Source organism: Enterobacter sp. UPMP701 (assembly GCF_053709515.1).
In genome coordinates, this window is the sequence record NZ_JBSKJN010000012.1 from 62747 (window position 1) to 78639 (window position 15893).

Annotated in this window: 17 protein-coding genes; 10 read left to right on the plus strand and 7 right to left on the minus strand. The window is 56.1% G+C overall.

What is annotated here, in order from left to right:
- The first annotated feature begins 35 nt into the window (after positions 1-35).
- On the plus strand, positions 36-884 hold the full coding sequence (gene rhaR / locus ACWKXT_RS20210; RefSeq protein WP_454529361.1) for an HTH-type transcriptional activator RhaR: 849 nt from the start codon (positions 36-38) through the stop codon (positions 882-884).
- Here the strand turns inward: rhaR and rhaT are convergent, their stop codons facing one another.
- Positions 885-1919: an L-rhamnose/proton symporter RhaT gene (gene rhaT, locus ACWKXT_RS20215; protein WP_454533290.1), complete on the minus strand. Its 1035-nt coding sequence runs from the start codon at positions 1917-1919 to the stop codon at positions 885-887.
- 288 nt (positions 1920-2207) lie between these two features.
- Here rhaT and sodA point away from each other — a divergent pair, with 288 nt between their 5' ends.
- On the plus strand, positions 2208-2828 hold the full coding sequence (sodA, locus tag ACWKXT_RS20220; protein ID WP_003861999.1) for a superoxide dismutase [Mn]: 621 nt from the start codon (positions 2208-2210) through the stop codon (positions 2826-2828).
- 66 nt (positions 2829-2894) lie between these two features.
- Entirely contained in the window at positions 2895-3569 is a 675-nt protein-coding gene (gene yiiM / locus ACWKXT_RS20225; RefSeq protein WP_454529359.1) for a 6-hydroxyaminopurine reductase, read from the plus strand.
- A 100-nt stretch (positions 3570-3669) separates the two neighbouring features.
- On the opposite strand, the gene cpxA is transcribed toward yiiM, so the two are convergent.
- Both cpxA and cpxR read right to left on the minus strand, forming a co-directional pair.
- On the minus strand, positions 3670-5043 hold the full coding sequence (gene cpxA, locus ACWKXT_RS20230; protein WP_014885717.1) for an envelope stress sensor histidine kinase CpxA: 1374 nt from the start codon (positions 5041-5043) through the stop codon (positions 3670-3672).
- Positions 5040-5738 carry an envelope stress response regulator transcription factor CpxR gene (gene cpxR / locus ACWKXT_RS20235; protein WP_003862004.1) on the minus strand — a complete coding sequence of 233 codons (699 nt, stop codon included), beginning with the start codon at positions 5736-5738 and terminating at the stop codon, positions 5040-5042. The genes cpxA and cpxR overlap by 4 nt, the downstream gene beginning before the upstream one ends.
- Before the next feature lie 150 nt (positions 5739-5888).
- Between cpxR and cpxP the strand changes: the two genes are divergently transcribed.
- From cpxP to ACWKXT_RS20265, 6 genes are all read left to right on the plus strand, one after another.
- Positions 5889-6395, plus strand: a complete 507-nt coding sequence (gene cpxP, locus ACWKXT_RS20240; protein ID WP_080330314.1) for a cell-envelope stress modulator CpxP — start codon at positions 5889-5891, stop codon at positions 6393-6395.
- Between the two features lie 153 nt (positions 6396-6548).
- Positions 6549-7442, plus strand: coding sequence for a CDF family cation-efflux transporter FieF (gene fieF, locus ACWKXT_RS20245; RefSeq protein WP_454529357.1), 894 nt, complete (start codon positions 6549-6551; stop codon positions 7440-7442).
- A gap of 174 nt (positions 7443-7616) precedes the next feature.
- A complete protein-coding gene (gene pfkA / locus ACWKXT_RS20250) occupies positions 7617-8579 on the plus strand; it encodes a 6-phosphofructokinase (protein WP_028014852.1) in 963 nt (320 codons plus the stop codon).
- A 134-nt stretch (positions 8580-8713) separates the two neighbouring features.
- Positions 8714-9703 (plus strand): sulfate ABC transporter substrate-binding protein, encoded by a 990-nt coding sequence (locus ACWKXT_RS20255; RefSeq protein ID WP_454533291.1) that lies wholly within the window; start codon positions 8714-8716, stop codon positions 9701-9703.
- Positions 9704-9810: 107 nt separating this feature from the next.
- A complete protein-coding gene (locus tag ACWKXT_RS20260; RefSeq protein WP_454533292.1) occupies positions 9811-10554 on the plus strand; it encodes a CDP-diacylglycerol diphosphatase in 744 nt (247 codons plus the stop codon).
- Between the two features lie 73 nt (positions 10555-10627).
- Positions 10628-11932 (plus strand): SLC13 family permease, encoded by a 1305-nt coding sequence (locus ACWKXT_RS20265; protein ID WP_454533293.1) that lies wholly within the window; start codon positions 10628-10630, stop codon positions 11930-11932.
- A 38-nt stretch (positions 11933-11970) separates the two neighbouring features.
- On the opposite strand, the gene tpiA is transcribed toward ACWKXT_RS20265, so the two are convergent.
- Together tpiA and ACWKXT_RS20275 are read right to left on the minus strand one after the other, a co-directional pair.
- Positions 11971-12738, minus strand: a complete 768-nt coding sequence (tpiA, locus tag ACWKXT_RS20270) for a triose-phosphate isomerase (RefSeq protein WP_006808674.1) — start codon at positions 12736-12738, stop codon at positions 11971-11973.
- A gap of 111 nt (positions 12739-12849) precedes the next feature.
- Positions 12850-13446: a DUF1454 family protein gene (locus ACWKXT_RS20275; protein ID WP_454529353.1), complete on the minus strand. Its 597-nt coding sequence runs from the start codon at positions 13444-13446 to the stop codon at positions 12850-12852.
- Between the two features lie 112 nt (positions 13447-13558).
- On the opposite strand from ACWKXT_RS20275, the gene ACWKXT_RS20280 reads away from it, so the two are divergent.
- A complete protein-coding gene (locus ACWKXT_RS20280) occupies positions 13559-13978 on the plus strand; it encodes a DUF805 domain-containing protein (protein ID WP_028014847.1) in 420 nt (139 codons plus the stop codon).
- On the opposite strand, the gene fpr is transcribed toward ACWKXT_RS20280, so the two are convergent.
- Together fpr and glpX are read right to left on the minus strand one after the other, a co-directional pair.
- Complete coding sequence (gene fpr / locus ACWKXT_RS20285) at positions 13979-14725, minus strand: ferredoxin--NADP(+) reductase (protein ID WP_454533294.1); 747 nt, start codon at positions 14723-14725, stop codon at positions 13979-13981.
- 96 nt (positions 14726-14821) lie between these two features.
- Positions 14822-15832 carry a class II fructose-bisphosphatase gene (glpX, locus tag ACWKXT_RS20290; RefSeq protein ID WP_454533295.1) on the minus strand — a complete coding sequence of 337 codons (1011 nt, stop codon included), beginning with the start codon at positions 15830-15832 and terminating at the stop codon, positions 14822-14824.
- Between the last annotated feature and the right edge of the window lie 61 nt (positions 15833-15893).

Here is a 15893-nt window from a genome sequence, read left to right on the forward strand (position 1 = left end):
AATAATGTCCGGTTATTCGCCGTAGAGGTTGTGGTGTGGCTGCTCAACTCATTCTTCGCAAAGATGATTTTTTTGCCTCCGCAAGTCAGGCCGTTGCGGTGGCCGACCGTTATCCGCAAAATGTCTTTGCCGAGCACACCCATGAGTTCTGCGAGCTGGTGCTGGTGTGGCGTGGCAACGGCCTGCACGTCCTCAACGACCGACCCTACCGCATCACGCGTGGAGACCTGTTTTACATTCGCGCTGAAGACAAGCACTCTTACGCCTCGGTTAACGATCTGGTGTTGCAGAACGTCATCTACTGCCCTGACAGGCTCAAACTGAATGTCGACTGGGCGGGCAACATCCCGGGCTTTCCTGATACCAGAGGCGAACCGCACTGGCGCTTAAGCAGCAACGGTATGGCTCAGGTGCGCCAGACCATTTCCCAGCTGGAGCAGGAGAGCCAGAAGAGCGATCCGGTGGCAAACCAGATGTCGGAGCTGCTTTTCGCCCAGCTGGTGATGACCCTCAAACGTCATCGTTACGCCACGGATAATCCCTCCGCCACCACGCAGGAAGCGCTGCTGGATAAGCTCATCACCCGGCTTGCGGGTAGCCTGAACAAGAGTTTCGTGCTGGAAAAATTCTGCGAGCAGGAGCAGTGCAGCGAGCGCGCGCTGCGCCAGCAATTCCGCACCCAGACGGGGATGACGGTCAACCATTATCTGCGTCAGCTGCGCATCTGCCACGCCCAGTATCTGTTACAGCATACGGAGCTGATGGTGAGTGAAGTGGCGATGCGCTGCGGCTTTGAGGACAGTAACTACTTTTCGGTGGTGTTTAACCGCGAGGTGGGGATGACGCCGGTTCAGTGGCGTCATCGCAGTCGAAAAGCAGCGTAATCAATTCGCCATGCCGAGGCCGACGATATTGGCCGCAATGATAATCACCACGCAGCCCAGGCTCAGCACGCCAATCGGACGACGCCCGGCGTTGTTCCACTCCTTCAGCACCAGCCCAACCAGCCCACCGCACAGCACGTAGAAACTCATGTGCAGCATCCAGCTCATATAGTCATACTGCGGCGGAATGCTGGCGTGACCCCAGGCGTAGAAGAAGAATTGCAGATACCACATCAGGCCGCCGAGCGCGGAGAGCAGGACGTTGGTGACGATCAGCGGTTTTGCCAGCGAGAAATCGGCTTTTACCGACAGCTTCTTTACTTTTGCCAGACGAATGAAGCAGAAACCGAGGTTTATCAGCGCGCCACCGCCCATGATCACCACGTAGCTTGGCAGGGCAACGTACAGCGGATCGACGCCCAGCGCCGCAGCGGCGTCGTGCATCGGTTTGGCGGCGTTCATGGCGAACGACATGCCCGCCGAGAAGACGCCGCACATCACCGCCAGCAGCAGCCCTTTCTTCAGATTGAACTCTTCGGCCCTGATGCCCATCTTGCGTTCTTTTAGCTGGCCTGCGCGGGTGACGATCCCCACGCCGATTACTGCCACCAGCACGCCCAGCAGCGTCATTCGCCCGCCCTGGGTGTTGATCAGTACGTCGAAGTTGCCGTTGAGGATGGGCGTCATCAGCGTGCCGACGATCAGCGTAATGCCAATCGCGATGCCGATGCCCATCGACATGCCGAGGTAGCGCATGGTGAGGCCGTAGTTGATATTACCGATGCCCCACATCGCGCCGAACAGGAATACCGGCAGCAGGGTGGAGGCGTTGAAGGAGGAGAAGTAGCCCCAGAAATCGGGTAGCAGCATGGCGCTGATTGTCCACGGCAAAATCAGCCAGGACACGGTACCGCCAACGGACCACATGGTTTCCCACGACCAGCCTTTCACCTTTTTGAACGGGGCATAGAAACAGGCTGCACTGGCTGCGCCTATTAAATGCCAGAAGATACCCATCGTAATCGCATGATTCATTTTTACGTCCTCATCGTTTTTATAGCCGGAGGCTTCCCCCCGACTTGATGAGTGTAAAAATTAGGCGGTTCAGGAACCTTCAGACGATTGCCGCACTTTTGTTTTGAATGGCAATCAGCACGTTAAGCGCGTGAGCAGACTCACAATTCCTTTATTTCTCAAAAACCGAATAACCTTATAAAAACTACGGCATTGATAATCATTTTCAATATCATTTAATTAACTATAATGAACCAACTGCTTACGCGGCATTAACAGCTGTGCCGCCCGACAATAATGGAGAGGATTATGAGTTATACACTGCCATCCCTGCCGTATGCCTACGACGCACTGGAACCGCATTTCGACAAGCAGACGATGGAAATCCATCACACTAAACACCACCAGACCTACGTGAACAACGCGAATGCTGCGCTGGAAAGCCTGCCAGAGTTCGCTAATCTGCCTGTGGAAGAGCTGATCACCAAGCTGGACCAGCTGCCGGCAGACAAGAAAACCGTGCTGCGTAACAACGCTGGCGGTCACGCTAACCACAGCCTGTTCTGGAAAGGCCTGAAAACCGGTACCACCCTGCAGGGCGACCTGAAAGCGGCTATCGAGCGCGATTTCGGTTCCGTTGACAACTTCAAAGCGGAATTCGAGAAAGCCGCTGCAACCCGTTTCGGCTCTGGCTGGGCGTGGCTGGTTCTGAAAGGCGACAAACTGGCGGTGGTTTCTACCGCTAACCAGGACTCCCCGCTGATGGGTGAAGCTATCTCTGGCGCATCCGGCTTCCCAATCCTGGGTCTGGACGTGTGGGAACACGCTTACTACCTGAAGTTCCAGAACCGTCGCCCTGACTACATCAAAGCCTTCTGGGATGTGGTGAACTGGGACGAAGCAGCAGCGCGTTTCGCCGCTAAAAAATAAGGTTGCATTGACGCCTGTGAGAAGCGAGTCTGATGACTCGCTTTTTTTGTATCTGAAGGAGTAGAGATGCATTATCCGGTGAATGTATTTACAGGCAAGGTAAGGGAATACGACGGCAGCCGCCCGAGCGCCATCGCCAAAATTCAGGTCGACGGGGAGCTGACGTTAACCGACCTCGGGCTGGCGGGTGACGAGCAGGCCGAAAAGAAAATCCACGGCGGGCCGGAGCGCGCGCTGTGCCACTATCCTCGCGAGCACTACCAGTACTGGAAAGCCGAATTCCCCGAGCAGGCGGATCTCTTCGTCGCCCCCGCGTTTGGCGAGAATCTCTCCACCGAAGGGCTCACCGAAAAGAACGTGTTTATAGGTGATATCTACCGCTGGGGCGACGCCCTGATTCAGGTGACGCAGCCGCGCTCGCCGTGCTTTAAGCTTAACTACCACTTCGGAATTCAGGATATCTCGGCCCAGCTGCAAAAAGCGGGTAAAACCGGCTGGCTGTACCGCGTGGTGCTGGCAGGGCAGGTGTCAGCGGATGCACCGCTTGAGCTCGCGTCGCGCCTGAGTGAGGTGTCGGTGTACGAGGCCTGCGCAATTGCCTGGCATATGCCTTTTGACGATGAACAGTATCATCGCTTGCTGTCGGCGGCGGGGTTGTCTACCAGTTGGACAAGAACGATGCAGAAGCGGCGCGTAAGCGGCAAGATCGAGGATAATTCTCGGCGATTGTGGGGGAAATAACTGCCCCCTCACCCTAACCCTCTCCCCATAGGGGAGAGGGGACGGCTCGGTGCGGTCTTTTCACCCTCGCCCCTTTGGGGAGAGGGCCGGGGTGAGGGGATTACGAACGCTTATACAGCGGTAGCCACAGCGTTAACCGCAACCCGCCCAGCGGGCTGTCGTCGGCTTTCACCCAGCCGCGGTGCTGCTGCATGGCGGTTTCAACAATTGCCAGACCCAGCCCCGTACCACCAGATTCACGGTCACGAGCCTCATCGGTACGGTAGAACGGACGGAAAATCTGCTCGCGGTCTTCCGGGCTGACGCCAGGACCGTCGTCATCGACAATGACCGTAATCCCGTCTTTATCCACCGAAAACGCCACTTCAATCTTCGTGTGCGAATAGCGCAGGGCGTTACGCACGATATTCTCCAGCGCGCTTTCCAGTGTGTTGGGGTTACCGTAGAGCGGCCACGGGCCCGGCGGGAAGTTGACGGTAAAGGATTTTCCCATCTGTTCCGCTTCGAACGCCGCGTTGTCCAGCACCTCGTGCCACAGGTGATTGGCTTTCACCGTTTCGCTCACCAGCGCATTTTTCTGCTGATTGCGCGACATCACCAGCAGGTCGTTAATCATGCTGTCCAGGCGATGCGCTTCCGTTTCAATACGCTCCAGCTCTTTGCTCTCACCGCTGCGGCGACGCAGCAGGGCGGTACCCAGCTGTAAGCGCGTGAGTGGGGTGCGCAGCTCGTGCGAGATATCCGAAAGCAGGCGCTGCTGCGCGGTCATCATGCGATCCAGCGCGCTCACCATCTGGTTAAAACTGGTCCCGGCGGCAAGGAACTCCTGCGGCCCGGCTTCCAGTTCCGGGTGTTGTCGCAGGTTGCCCTGCGCCACTTCATCTGCGGCATTTTTCAGCTTACGCGCCGGTTTTGCCAGGCTCCACGCCAGCCATAACAGCAGCGGGGAACTGACCAGCATCGTGACGATCAGCAGCAGAAGCGGACGGTCAAACAGCAGGTTGATGAAGTCGGACTGGGAACTGCTCGCAGGGCGAATCAGATAGAGCTGGTAATTGTCTTCCCCATCTCGCACCGAGAAAGGACCGACCATCTCTACCCGACCATATTTCTTCTTCTGTGGGTGATCGGCGTTATCCGCCTGACCAATAAAGTTGCGGATGATCTGCATTTCATTGCGATCGGCCCCAATGACGCGGCCTTCGCTGGTCACCAGCAGCAGGCGTTGTCCGGGCGGCGCCCACTTGTCGATAGCGCGAAATAATCTGCGCCACCACATTAAATCGTTCGGCGGATCGTTTGCCAGCTCGGCTTCCACGTGCTGCTCGATCATCACGCCCTGACGTTGCTCGCTGTCGAGCAGCTCCGTCATCTGGCGTGAGTCGAGTTTTGGCAACATCAAAACGAGCATTAAAACCAGTGCCAGCGTTAGCCAGAAGATGGCGAAGATGCGGGCGGTTAAGCTGCCTATCATGAAGCGGAAACCATCAGATAACCGCGGCCACGCAAGGTTTTAAACCATGGGTGACCGTCTTTACGCTCCGGCAGCTTACGGCGCAGGTTAGAGATGTGCATATCGATAGCGCGGTCAAACGGGGTGAGGCGTTTGCCCAGCACTTCCTGGCTTAAATGTTCACGCGATACGACCTGGCCGAGATGCTGCGCCAGCAGATACAGCAGGGTGAACTCGGTGCCGGTCAGTTCCAGCGTTTCACCGTCGAAGCTCGCTTCCTGGCGGCCCGGGTTCAGGCTCAGGGAGTCCACTTCAAGCGTAGGTGAGCTGTTGTCAGTATTTTGCTGCTGCTCGCTCCAGTGGGAACGACGCAGGATCGCGCGAATACGGGCCACCAGTTCACGATCGTTGAACGGCTTAGGCAAATAATCATCCGCACCCAGCTCAAGGCCGAGAACGCGGTCAAGCTCGCTGCCGCGGGCGGTCAGCATGATAACGGGGGTCTGGTGTGTCTGGCGAAGCTCTTTCAGCGTATCAATACCGTTTTTCTTCGGCATCATTACGTCGAGCAAAAGTAGATCGATGCTGTCGTCAAGGAGACTCAGCGCTTGCTCGCCATCATGGGCAACCAGGACGTTGAAACCTTCCATGTCGAGCAACTCCTTTAAAAGGGATGTGAGCTCTCGGTCATCATCAACTAACAGGATTTTATTCATTGTTTAAATACCTCCGAGGCAGAAATTACGACATCAAGGCTATCTAATCCATGACTTTACGTTGTTTTACACCCCCTGACGCATGTTTGCAGCCTGAATCGTAGACTGTCTCTCGTTGAATCGCGACACGAAAGATTTTGGGAGCAAGTGATGCGCAAAGTTACCGCTGCCGTCATGGCCTCAACGCTGGCGTTCAGTGCGTTTAGCCAGGCTGCTGTAGCTATCATCGGCGATAACGGTTCCTCGCAAGAGGGCGCAACGCAGCACAGCAGCCAAAGCCATATGTTTGACGGCATAAGTTTAACCGAACATCAGCGTCAACAGATGCGAGATCTGATGCAGAGGGCACGCCACGACCAGCCCCCTGTTAATGTTAGCGAAATGGAGACAATGCATCGCCTTGTCACCGCAGAAAATTTTGACGAAAGCGCTGTACGCGCTCAGGCCGAAAAAATGGCACAGGAACAGGTTGCCCGCCAGGTAGAGATGGCGAAGGTCCGCAACCAGATGTTCCACCTGCTAACGCCCGAGCAGCAAGCGGTTTTGAATGCCAGACATCAGCAGCGTATGGACCAGCTGCGTGAGGTTGCACGGATGCAGCGAAGCTCAGAGACGACGTTTTTCAGTAGCAATAGCAGTACCCGTAGTAACCAGTAAACCCTGTTTTCCTTGCCATAGACACCATCCCTGTCTTCCCCCACATGATGTGGGGGCTTTTTTTGCCCCGCATTCTGATTTGTTAACCGTTTATTCATCCTTTGCCTCCCCATGCTTCCGTTATACTAGCGGCATGACATGACAGGAGCGTTTATGAATCAATCCTATGGAAGGCTGGTAAGCCGGGCCGCCATTGCGGCGACCGTCATGGCCTCTGGCCTGCTGCTGATTAAAATCTTTGCCTGGTGGTATACCGGCTCGGTCAGTATTCTGGCGGCGCTGGTGGATTCACTGGTGGATATCGCCGCCTCGCTGACCAATCTTCTGGTGGTGCGCTATTCGCTGCAACCGGCGGATGAAGAACATACGTTTGGCCACGGCAAAGCGGAGTCGCTGGCCGCGCTGGCGCAAAGTATGTTCATTTCTGGCTCCGCGCTGTTCCTGTTTTTGACCGGTATTCAGCACCTTATTTCGCCTTCGCCGATGAACAATCCCGGCGTTGGCGTGGTCGTCACGGTCATTGCACTTATAAGCACACTTGTTCTGGTAACGTTCCAGCGCTGGGTCGTTCGCAAAACGCAAAGTCAGGCCGTACGGGCGGATATGCTTCATTATCAATCTGATGTTATGATGAATGGGGCTATTCTTATTGCGCTCGGTCTGGCCTGGTATGGCTGGCATCGGGCCGATGCGTTGTTTGCGTTAGGGATCGGTATCTATATTTTATATAGCGCCTTACGGATGGGGTATGACGCGGTGCAGTCACTGCTCGATCGCGCTCTTCCGGACTCAGAACGTAATGAAATTTTTTCCATCGTGACCTCCTGGCCCGGCGTCAGCGGTGCACACGATCTTCGAACGCGGCAGTCAGGGCCGACCCGCTTTATTCAGATTCATATTGAAATGGAAGACAACCTGCCACTGGTACAGGCTCACGTTATTGCAGAGCAGGTCGAGCAGGCGATTTTGCAGCGTTTTCCTGGTTCAGACGTCATCATTCACCAGGATCCCTGCTCGGTTGTGCCCGGACATGTTGGGCTTTCGTAATTCGTTGTAAAAAAGTGAGCCAGGCCAGCATTTTGTGTATAAATTACCGCCATTTGGTCTGACCTGAATCAATTCAGCCAGAAGGGATTGATATACTATTTGCAGTATTCGTTGGTCGATAAGTTTCTTCCGGCAACAGATTTCAATTTTGCATTCCTAAGTTCAGAGGTAGTCATGATTAAGAAAATCGGTGTGTTGACAAGCGGCGGTGATGCGCCGGGCATGAACGCGGCAATTCGTGGGGTTGTCCGTGCAGCGCTGACGGAAGGTCTGGAAGTTTTTGGTATCTATGATGGTTACCTGGGTCTGTATGAAGACCGTATGGTTCAGCTCGACCGTTACAGCGTGTCTGACATGATCAACCGTGGCGGTACCTTCCTTGGGTCTGCGCGCTTCCCGGAATTCCGTGATGAACACATCCGTGAAGTGGCTATTGAGAACATGAAAAAACGTGGCCTGGACGCGCTGGTGGTCATCGGCGGTGACGGCTCGTACATGGGTGCAAAACGTCTGACTGAAATGGGCTTCCCGTGCATCGGCCTGCCGGGCACCATCGACAACGATATCAAAGGCACTGACTACACCATCGGTTACTTCACCGCGCTGGGCACCGTTGTGGAAGCTATTGACCGCCTGCGTGACACCTCTTCTTCTCACCAGCGTATTTCTATCGTTGAGGTGATGGGCCGTTACTGCGGTGACCTGACCCTGGCGGCGGCTATCGCCGGTGGCTGTGAGTTCGTGGTGGTTCCTGAAGTGGAATTCAGCCGTGAAGATCTGGTTGCTGAAATCAAAGCCGGTATCGCGAAGGGTAAGAAACACGCAATCGTGGCGATCACCGAGCACATCTGTGACGTTGACGAGCTGGCGAAGTACATCGAAACCGAAACCAAACGCGAAACCCGCGCAACCGTACTGGGTCACATCCAGCGTGGCGGTTCCCCTGGCCCGTACGACCGCATTCTGGCGTCCCGCATGGGCGCGTACGCGATCGAACTGCTGCTGCAGGGTCACGGCGGCCGTTGCGTCGGTATTCAGAACGAACAGCTGGTTCACCATGACATCATCGACGCGATTGAAAACATGAAGCGTCCGTTCAAAGGTGACTGGCTGGACTGCGCGAAAAAACTGTACTGATCCTTTGAGCCCTCTTCATTCTGAAGAGGGCTTTTATTCCTCCACGTTATAGCCAATCTTTTTTTATTCTTTAATCATTAGTTCCCTTTCTGGCACGCTGCATTCATCAAAACACTACATAAGAGAGCTGGGCGATGAATAAATGGGGCGTGGGGTTAACATTATTGCTGGCATCGACCAGCGTTCTGGCAAAGGACATCCAGTTACTGAACGTGTCATACGACCCGACGCGTGAGCTGTACGAGCAGTACAACAAAGCGTTTGCGGCCCACTGGAAGCAGGAAACTGGCGACAATGTGGTGGTTCGCCAGTCGCACGGTGGCTCCGGTAAGCAGGCGACGTCCGTCATCAACGGTATTGAAGCCGATGTGGTCACCCTGGCACTGGCCTACGATGTCGACGCTATCGCCGAGCGTGGCCGTATCGACAAAAACTGGATCAAACGCCTGCCGGACAACTCTGCGCCATACACCTCGACCATCGTTTTCCTGGTGCGTAAAGGCAACCCGAAACAGATTAAGGACTGGAACGACCTGATCAAACCTGGCGTCTCGGTGATTACCCCGAACCCGAAAAGCTCCGGCGGCGCACGCTGGAACTACCTGGCGGCCTGGGGCTACGCGCTGCACCACAACAACGGTGATCAGGCGAAAGCACAGGAGTTCGTCAAATCCCTGTACAAAAACGTTGAAGTGCTGGACTCCGGCGCGCGTGGCGCAACCAACACCTTCGTCGAGCGCGGAATTGGCGATGTGCTGATTGCCTGGGAAAACGAAGCCCTGCTGGCGACCAACGAACTGGGTAAAGACAAGTTTGAGATCGTGACTCCGAGCGAATCCATCCTCGCCGAGCCGACCGTTTCCGTGGTCGATAAGGTCGTTGATAAGAAAGGGACCAAAACGGTGGCGGAAGCCTACCTGAAGTACCTCTACTCTCCGGAAGGCCAGGAAATCGCGGCGAAGAACTTCTATCGTCCACGTGATGCGGCTGTCGCGAAGAAATACGATAGTGAATTCCCGAAACTGAAGCTCTTCACCATTGATGATGTGTTCGGCGGCTGGACGAAAGCGCAGAAAGAGCACTTCTCTAATGGCGGCACCTTCGACCAGATTAGCCAGCGCTAAAGGTTAGCAAACGACACGGCGACCCGGTGTGAGAAATCCACCGGGTTTTTTATTTGGTCATCATTTTGCGTTACTCTTTTGCCTCTATTGAAAACAGGGAACGCGTTGTGAAAAAAATTATCTTACTGATTCTGATCGTTATCGCCCTTGCCGCAGGGGGCGTGTACTGGATGAAAGCGGGTAATCCGAATGCGTTGCGTCATATCGTTCTCGACCAGTGTGTGCCTAACCAGCTGCAACACCGTAACCCGGCACCCTGCGCGCAGGTGAAGCCTGACGCGGGCTATGTGGTATTTAAAGACCGCAACGGGCCGCTGCAGTATCTGCTGATGCCAACGTATCGCATCAACGGTACCGAAAGCCCGCTCCTGACCGAACCTCACACGCCGAACTTCTTCTGGCTGGCGTGGCAGTCGCGCAGCTTTATGACCATGAAGCGTGGCGCCGAAGTGCCGGACAGCGCCATTTCGCTGACGATTAACTCGCCGACTGGCCGCACGCAGAACCATTTCCATATCCATATCTCCTGCCTGCGCCCGGACGTACGCGAGAAGCTCAACGCGGCGCAGGGAGAAATCAGCACCCAGTGGCTACCGTTCCCGGGAGGGCTGGAAGGGCATGAGTATCTTGCCCGTCGGGTGACGGAAAATGAGCTGGTCCAGCGCAGTCCGTTTATGATGCTGGCGGAAGAGTTGCCGGAAGCGCGCGACCATATTGGGCGTTTCGCGCTGGCGATGGCGCAACAGTCGGATGGCTCGTTTGTGTTGCTGGCGACCGAGCGTAACCTGCTCACGCTTAACCGCGCGTCAGCAGAGGAATTGCAGGATCATCAATGCGCTATCCTGAAATAACCCCACCATAAATCGCGTTTACTCGGGCTGCCTGTCACCGTAGACTTGCTGAAAAATTCTACAGGAGACAGGTATGTCGCTCTGGTTAACGCATCCTCTGCTGCTGCCTTCATTGATTGTGGGCGTCACCATCGTGCTGTGGGCGACGTCGCTGTTGCCGGAATTTATCACCGCGCTGCTGTTTTTCACGGCGGCAATGGCCGCCAGAATCGCCCCGCCAGAGGTGATTTTTGGCGGTTTTGCCTCGTCGGCTTTCTGGCTGGTCTTCAGCGGCTTTGTGCTCGGCGTGGCGATCCGTAAAACCGGCCTGGCGGACCGGGCCGCGCGGGCGCTGTCGGCAAAGCTCACTGACTCCTGGGTGCTGATGGTGGCAAGCGTGGTATTGCTCAGCTACGCACTGGCGTTTGTGATGCCGTCGAACATGGGACGCATTGCGCTGCTGATGCCCATTGTCGCGGCGATGGCAAAACGTGCCGGTATTGCCGACGGCTCCCGCGCCTGGTTCGGACTTGCGCTGGCCGTTGGGTTCGGCACCTTCCAGCTTTCGGCGACTATCCTGCCAGCAAACGTCCCTAACCTGGTGATGAGCGGTGCGGCGGAAGGTTCGTACGGCATTCATCTGAACTATGTCCCGTATCTGCTGCTGCACACGCCGGTGCTCGGTATTCTCAAAGGCCTGATTCTGATTGGCCTCATTTGCTGGCTATTTCCCGGTAGCCCAAAACCGCCGAAGGAACTCATGTCGTCCGAACCCATGGGGCGGGATGAAAAGCGTCTTGCCTGGCTGTTGGCACTGGTGTTGACGATGTGGGTGACGGAGAGCTGGCACGGCGTAGGGCCTGCGTGGACGGGGCTGGCGGCGTCGGTCATCGTTATGCTGCCGCGCATCGGTTTTATCACCGGCGAGGAGTTCTCGGCGGGGGTGAATATGCGCACCTGTATTTACGTCGCGGGCATTCTTGGGCTGGCGATTGTCGTGACGCAAACGGGTATCGGAGCGGCCGTAGGCGAAGCGTTGCTGCGCATTATGCCGCTGGATGCGGACAGGCCGTTCACCAGTTTCCTGGCCCTGACCGGCATCACCACGGCGCTCAACTTCATTATGACCGCCAACGGCGTTCCTGCGCTGTACACCACGCTGGCGCAGAGCTTCTCGGATGCGACCGGTTTCCCGCTGCTGTCGGTGATTATGATTCAGGTGCTGGGGTATTCCACGCCGCTGCTGCCGTATCAGGCGTCGCCGATTGTGGTGGCAATGGGCTTAGGGAAAGTGCCTGCGAAGGCGGGGATGCTGCTCTGTCTGGCGCTGGCGATTGCGACATATCTGGTGCTGCTGCCGCTGGATTATTTGTGGTTTAGCGTATTAGGTCGTTTGTAGCGGCGGGTAAGCGCAAGCGCCACCCGCCACAAAGGCCATTACGCCTGTTTAGCCGCTTCTGCCGCTTTAACGATCACTGCGAAAGCGTCCGCTTTCAGGGATGCACCGCCAACCAGTGCGCCATCGATGTCTGGCTGGGTGAACAGCTCAGCAGCGTTGGAGGCGTTTACGGAACCGCCGTACTGGATAATCACTTGCTCAGCGACTTTCGCGTCGGCTTTAGCAATGTGATCACGGATGAATTTGTGAACTGCCTGAGCCTGCGCAGGGGTAGCAGATTTGCCGGTACCGATCGCCCAGACTGGCTCGTAAGCGATAACCGCGCCTTCGAACGCTGCCGCGCCCTGAGTTTTCAGCACGGCGTCGATCTGACGTGCGCACACTTCTTCAGTTTTGCCCGCTTCGTTTTCCGCTTCGGTTTCACCGATGCACAGAACCGGGATCAGGCCTTGCTCTTTCAGCACGGCGAATTTCTTCGCGATGAACTCGTCAGATTCTTTGTGGTAGGTGCGACGCTCGGAGTGGCCGATGATGATGTATTTTGCGCCGATATCTTTCAGCATTTCAGCGGAAGTTTCACCGGTGAACGCGCCAGACAGGTTAACGTCAACGTTCTGCGCGCCCAGCACGATGTGGCTGCCGTCAGCGGCACGTTTAGCCAGATCCAGGTACATATCCGGCGGAGCGATAGCAACCGCGCAGCCGGTCACGCCAGCCAGCTCTTTACGCAGGTTCGCAACCAGTTCGTTTACCATGTGGCGGCTGCCGTTCAGTTTCCAGTTACCCATCACTAAAGGATGTCGCATTTCAATTCTCCACGCTAAATAAGCGAATTAAGGAATATGGCCGCCCTCTCGGGCAGCATGGTCTGTGAATCAGTATAGAGATTTTCCCCTGAAAGGCTTTGCTTTTTGTCATTAATTCGCCCCGCCGAGAGTGTCAGATAGTGCCAGCTTAATCGGTTCAACAGCGAAGGTCAGTCCTTTTTCACCGTTATCCGCCACCACATAGCGAATCGCGCCTTCGGTCGTGGCGTAGTACCGCTTGTTTTTACCGGCGGCCAGCAGTTTTTGCAGCTTTTGCTGGCTTTGCTTTTTCGTCAGCGCAGGCGTAAACGCCTGTAGCACCGCACTCATGTAATCAAGCGCCTTCGATTTAGCGGCTTTCTGCTCTGGCCCCTGAATCGGCAGCCAGGTGATTTGCATGCTTTTGATTTTTAACGTACCGCGCTCCAGCGCTGTGGAAGCATACAAATTCTCGTTAATCTTGCTCGCTGCACGGGTCAGTGTAGGGGTATCGCGCGAGCTATCAATGGCGCGAAACTCATCCAGCGGCAGCCCTGGGTTGGCCTGATTGAAAGCTTCGCGAAACTGGCTGATGGACTGATCGAAGGACGGTGCGCCCGCCAGCAAATACGGCGCTGTGGTGGGGGCCGCGGTGTCGGCGGCGTGCAGCGGAAAACCCGCGCTGAGCATCGCTAAACACAGGAAAAGAGAGTGTGCCGAACTTTTCATCAACATTGCCCCTGGCCGTAAGTGCTCATGATTAAAACGATATCTGGTCGGCTTGTCAAAAGGTCACAACTCCAGGGTAAAATGCGGGCTAAATGATAATAAGGAACCTTACATGACCATACAGCAGTGGCTGTTTTCATTCAAAGGGCGTATTGGACGCCGTGATTTCTGGGTCTGGATGGTAACGTGGGTTGTCGCCATGCTGCTTCTGTTTTTCGTTGCTTACAACGCCTGGCTGAGCACGCAAACGGCGGCATTCGCACTGGTCTGCCTGCTATGGCCAACGGCGGCCGTCGTGGTGAAACGCCTGCACGATCGCGGTCGCTCCGGCGCGTGGGCATTTCTGATCATACTGGCGTGGATGCTGGTGGCAGGGAACTGGGCGATGTTGCCGTCCATCCTGCCGTGGGTCGTGGGAAGGCTGCTGCCATCGGTCATCTTCGTGATGATGATTGTCGATCTGGGCGCGTTTATCGGCACCCAGAGCGAAAACAAATACGGTAAAGACACCGTCGAGGTGAAATACCGCTGATCACCAGTAGTGTTCGGCGGTCATATGGCCCGGCCGGCGGCGAAGATGTTTCGTCATCTGCCGGGTATCCTTCAGAAGCTGCTGCGTGTCCCGGACCATCTGCGGGTTACCGCACAGCATGACGTGGCTGGTCTCGGCCGTTATCGGTAAACCCACCGCTTCTTCCAGTGCGCCGCTCTCAATTAACGCCGGTACGCGACCGGTAAGCGCTCCTGCTACGGTTTCGCGGCTGACTACCGTCTGAATCTTTAACTTTCCGCCGTACTGCTGTTCCAGCGCCTGCATCTGCGGGAGATAGCTTAAATCTGCGGCGTAGCGCGCGGCGTGAACCAGCACGATGTTTTTAAAGCGCTCCAGATCTTTACCGTACTGCAAGATAGAGAGATACGGACCGATGGCCGTGCCGGTCGCCAGCATCCAGAGGGTATCGCAATCCGGGATCTCTTCGAGCACAAAGAAACCCGCCGCTTCGCTCACAATTTGCACATCGTCGCCGGGCTTAAGGGCGGCAAGACGCGGGCTCAGCTTGCCGTCCGGGACGGTGACCAGATAGAACTCGAGGTCCGGGTTATCCGGCGCGTTAACGTAAGAGTAGGCGCGCTGCACGCGCTCGCCGTCGACATCCAGCCCCAGCTTGGCAAATTGCCCGGCCTTAAACGGGTGCACGGGAGCATGCAGGGTGAGACTAAATAGCGCATCGGTCCAGAATTCTACCTTTGTGACTTTACCTGTTACCCAGTCCGCCATGATCTTCTCCTGTGCTGTTTCTCTGTTCTATCTTCCGTACTTGTGGGAAACATTTCCAGCCCCTTCGGGTCGGAAAGCTCTATCGATCAAACGGTTTTACAGAATGTGCGTCTGCACGTCCGGGTCTTTACGGTCGAGATAGTGAATGGACTGAATGCGTCGGATGGTGCGCGATTTACCGCGGATCAGCAGCGTTTCGGTGGTTGCCATGTTGCCCTTGCGGGTGATGCCGTCCAGCAGATCGCCTTTGGTGATGCCGGTTGCGGAGAAGACCACGTTATCGCTGCGGGCCATGTCGTTAAGTGCCAGGACTTTATTGGCTTCGATGCCCATCGCCGCGCAGCGTGCCAGCTCGTCCTCGCCAATGCGACGGTTCTCGTCGCTGTCACCTTTCACCTCGTGACGCGGCAGCAGGCGCGCCTGCATATCGCCGTCCAGGGCGCGGATTACCGCCGCAGAGACCACGCCTTCCGGCGCGCCGCCGATACCGTAAAGCACGTCGACTTCACTGTCCGGCATGCAGGTCAGAATGGAGGCGGCAACGTCACCATCAGGGATAGCAAACACGCGCACCCCGAGTGCTTGCAGGTACGCGATGGTGGCGTCGTGGCGCGGTTTTGCCAGAATAGTCACAGTGAGTTCGTTGAGCGGTTTACCCAGCGCCGTTGCGATATTGCGCAGATTCGCATCCAGCGGCAGGCTGAGGTCGATTGCACCTTTCGCACCAGGACCAACTATCAGCTTTTCCATATACATATCCGGCGCGTTGAGGAAGCAGCCTTTATCGCCCACGGCCAGCACCGCCAGCGCGTTGGCCTGGCCCATCGCCGTCATGCGGGTGCCTTCGATCGGGTCTACCGCGATATCCACGGCATCGCCTTTGCCGGTACCGACTTTTTCACCGATGTAGAGCATTGGCGCTTCGTCGATCTCGCCTTCGCCGATGACGATGGTGCCGTCGATGTTGACCTGGTTAAGCACAATGCGCATGGCATGGACGGCGGCGCCGTCTGCGGTATTTTTGTCGCCACGACCCAGCCATTTATAGCCTGCAAGGGCAGCCGCTTCGGTAACGCGGGAAAACTCGATAGCAAGTTCACGTTTCATGAGGTACTCGTACAATCAAAAGGAATTGCACGAAGTTTATCACAGAGTGGGGAGGGGGGTT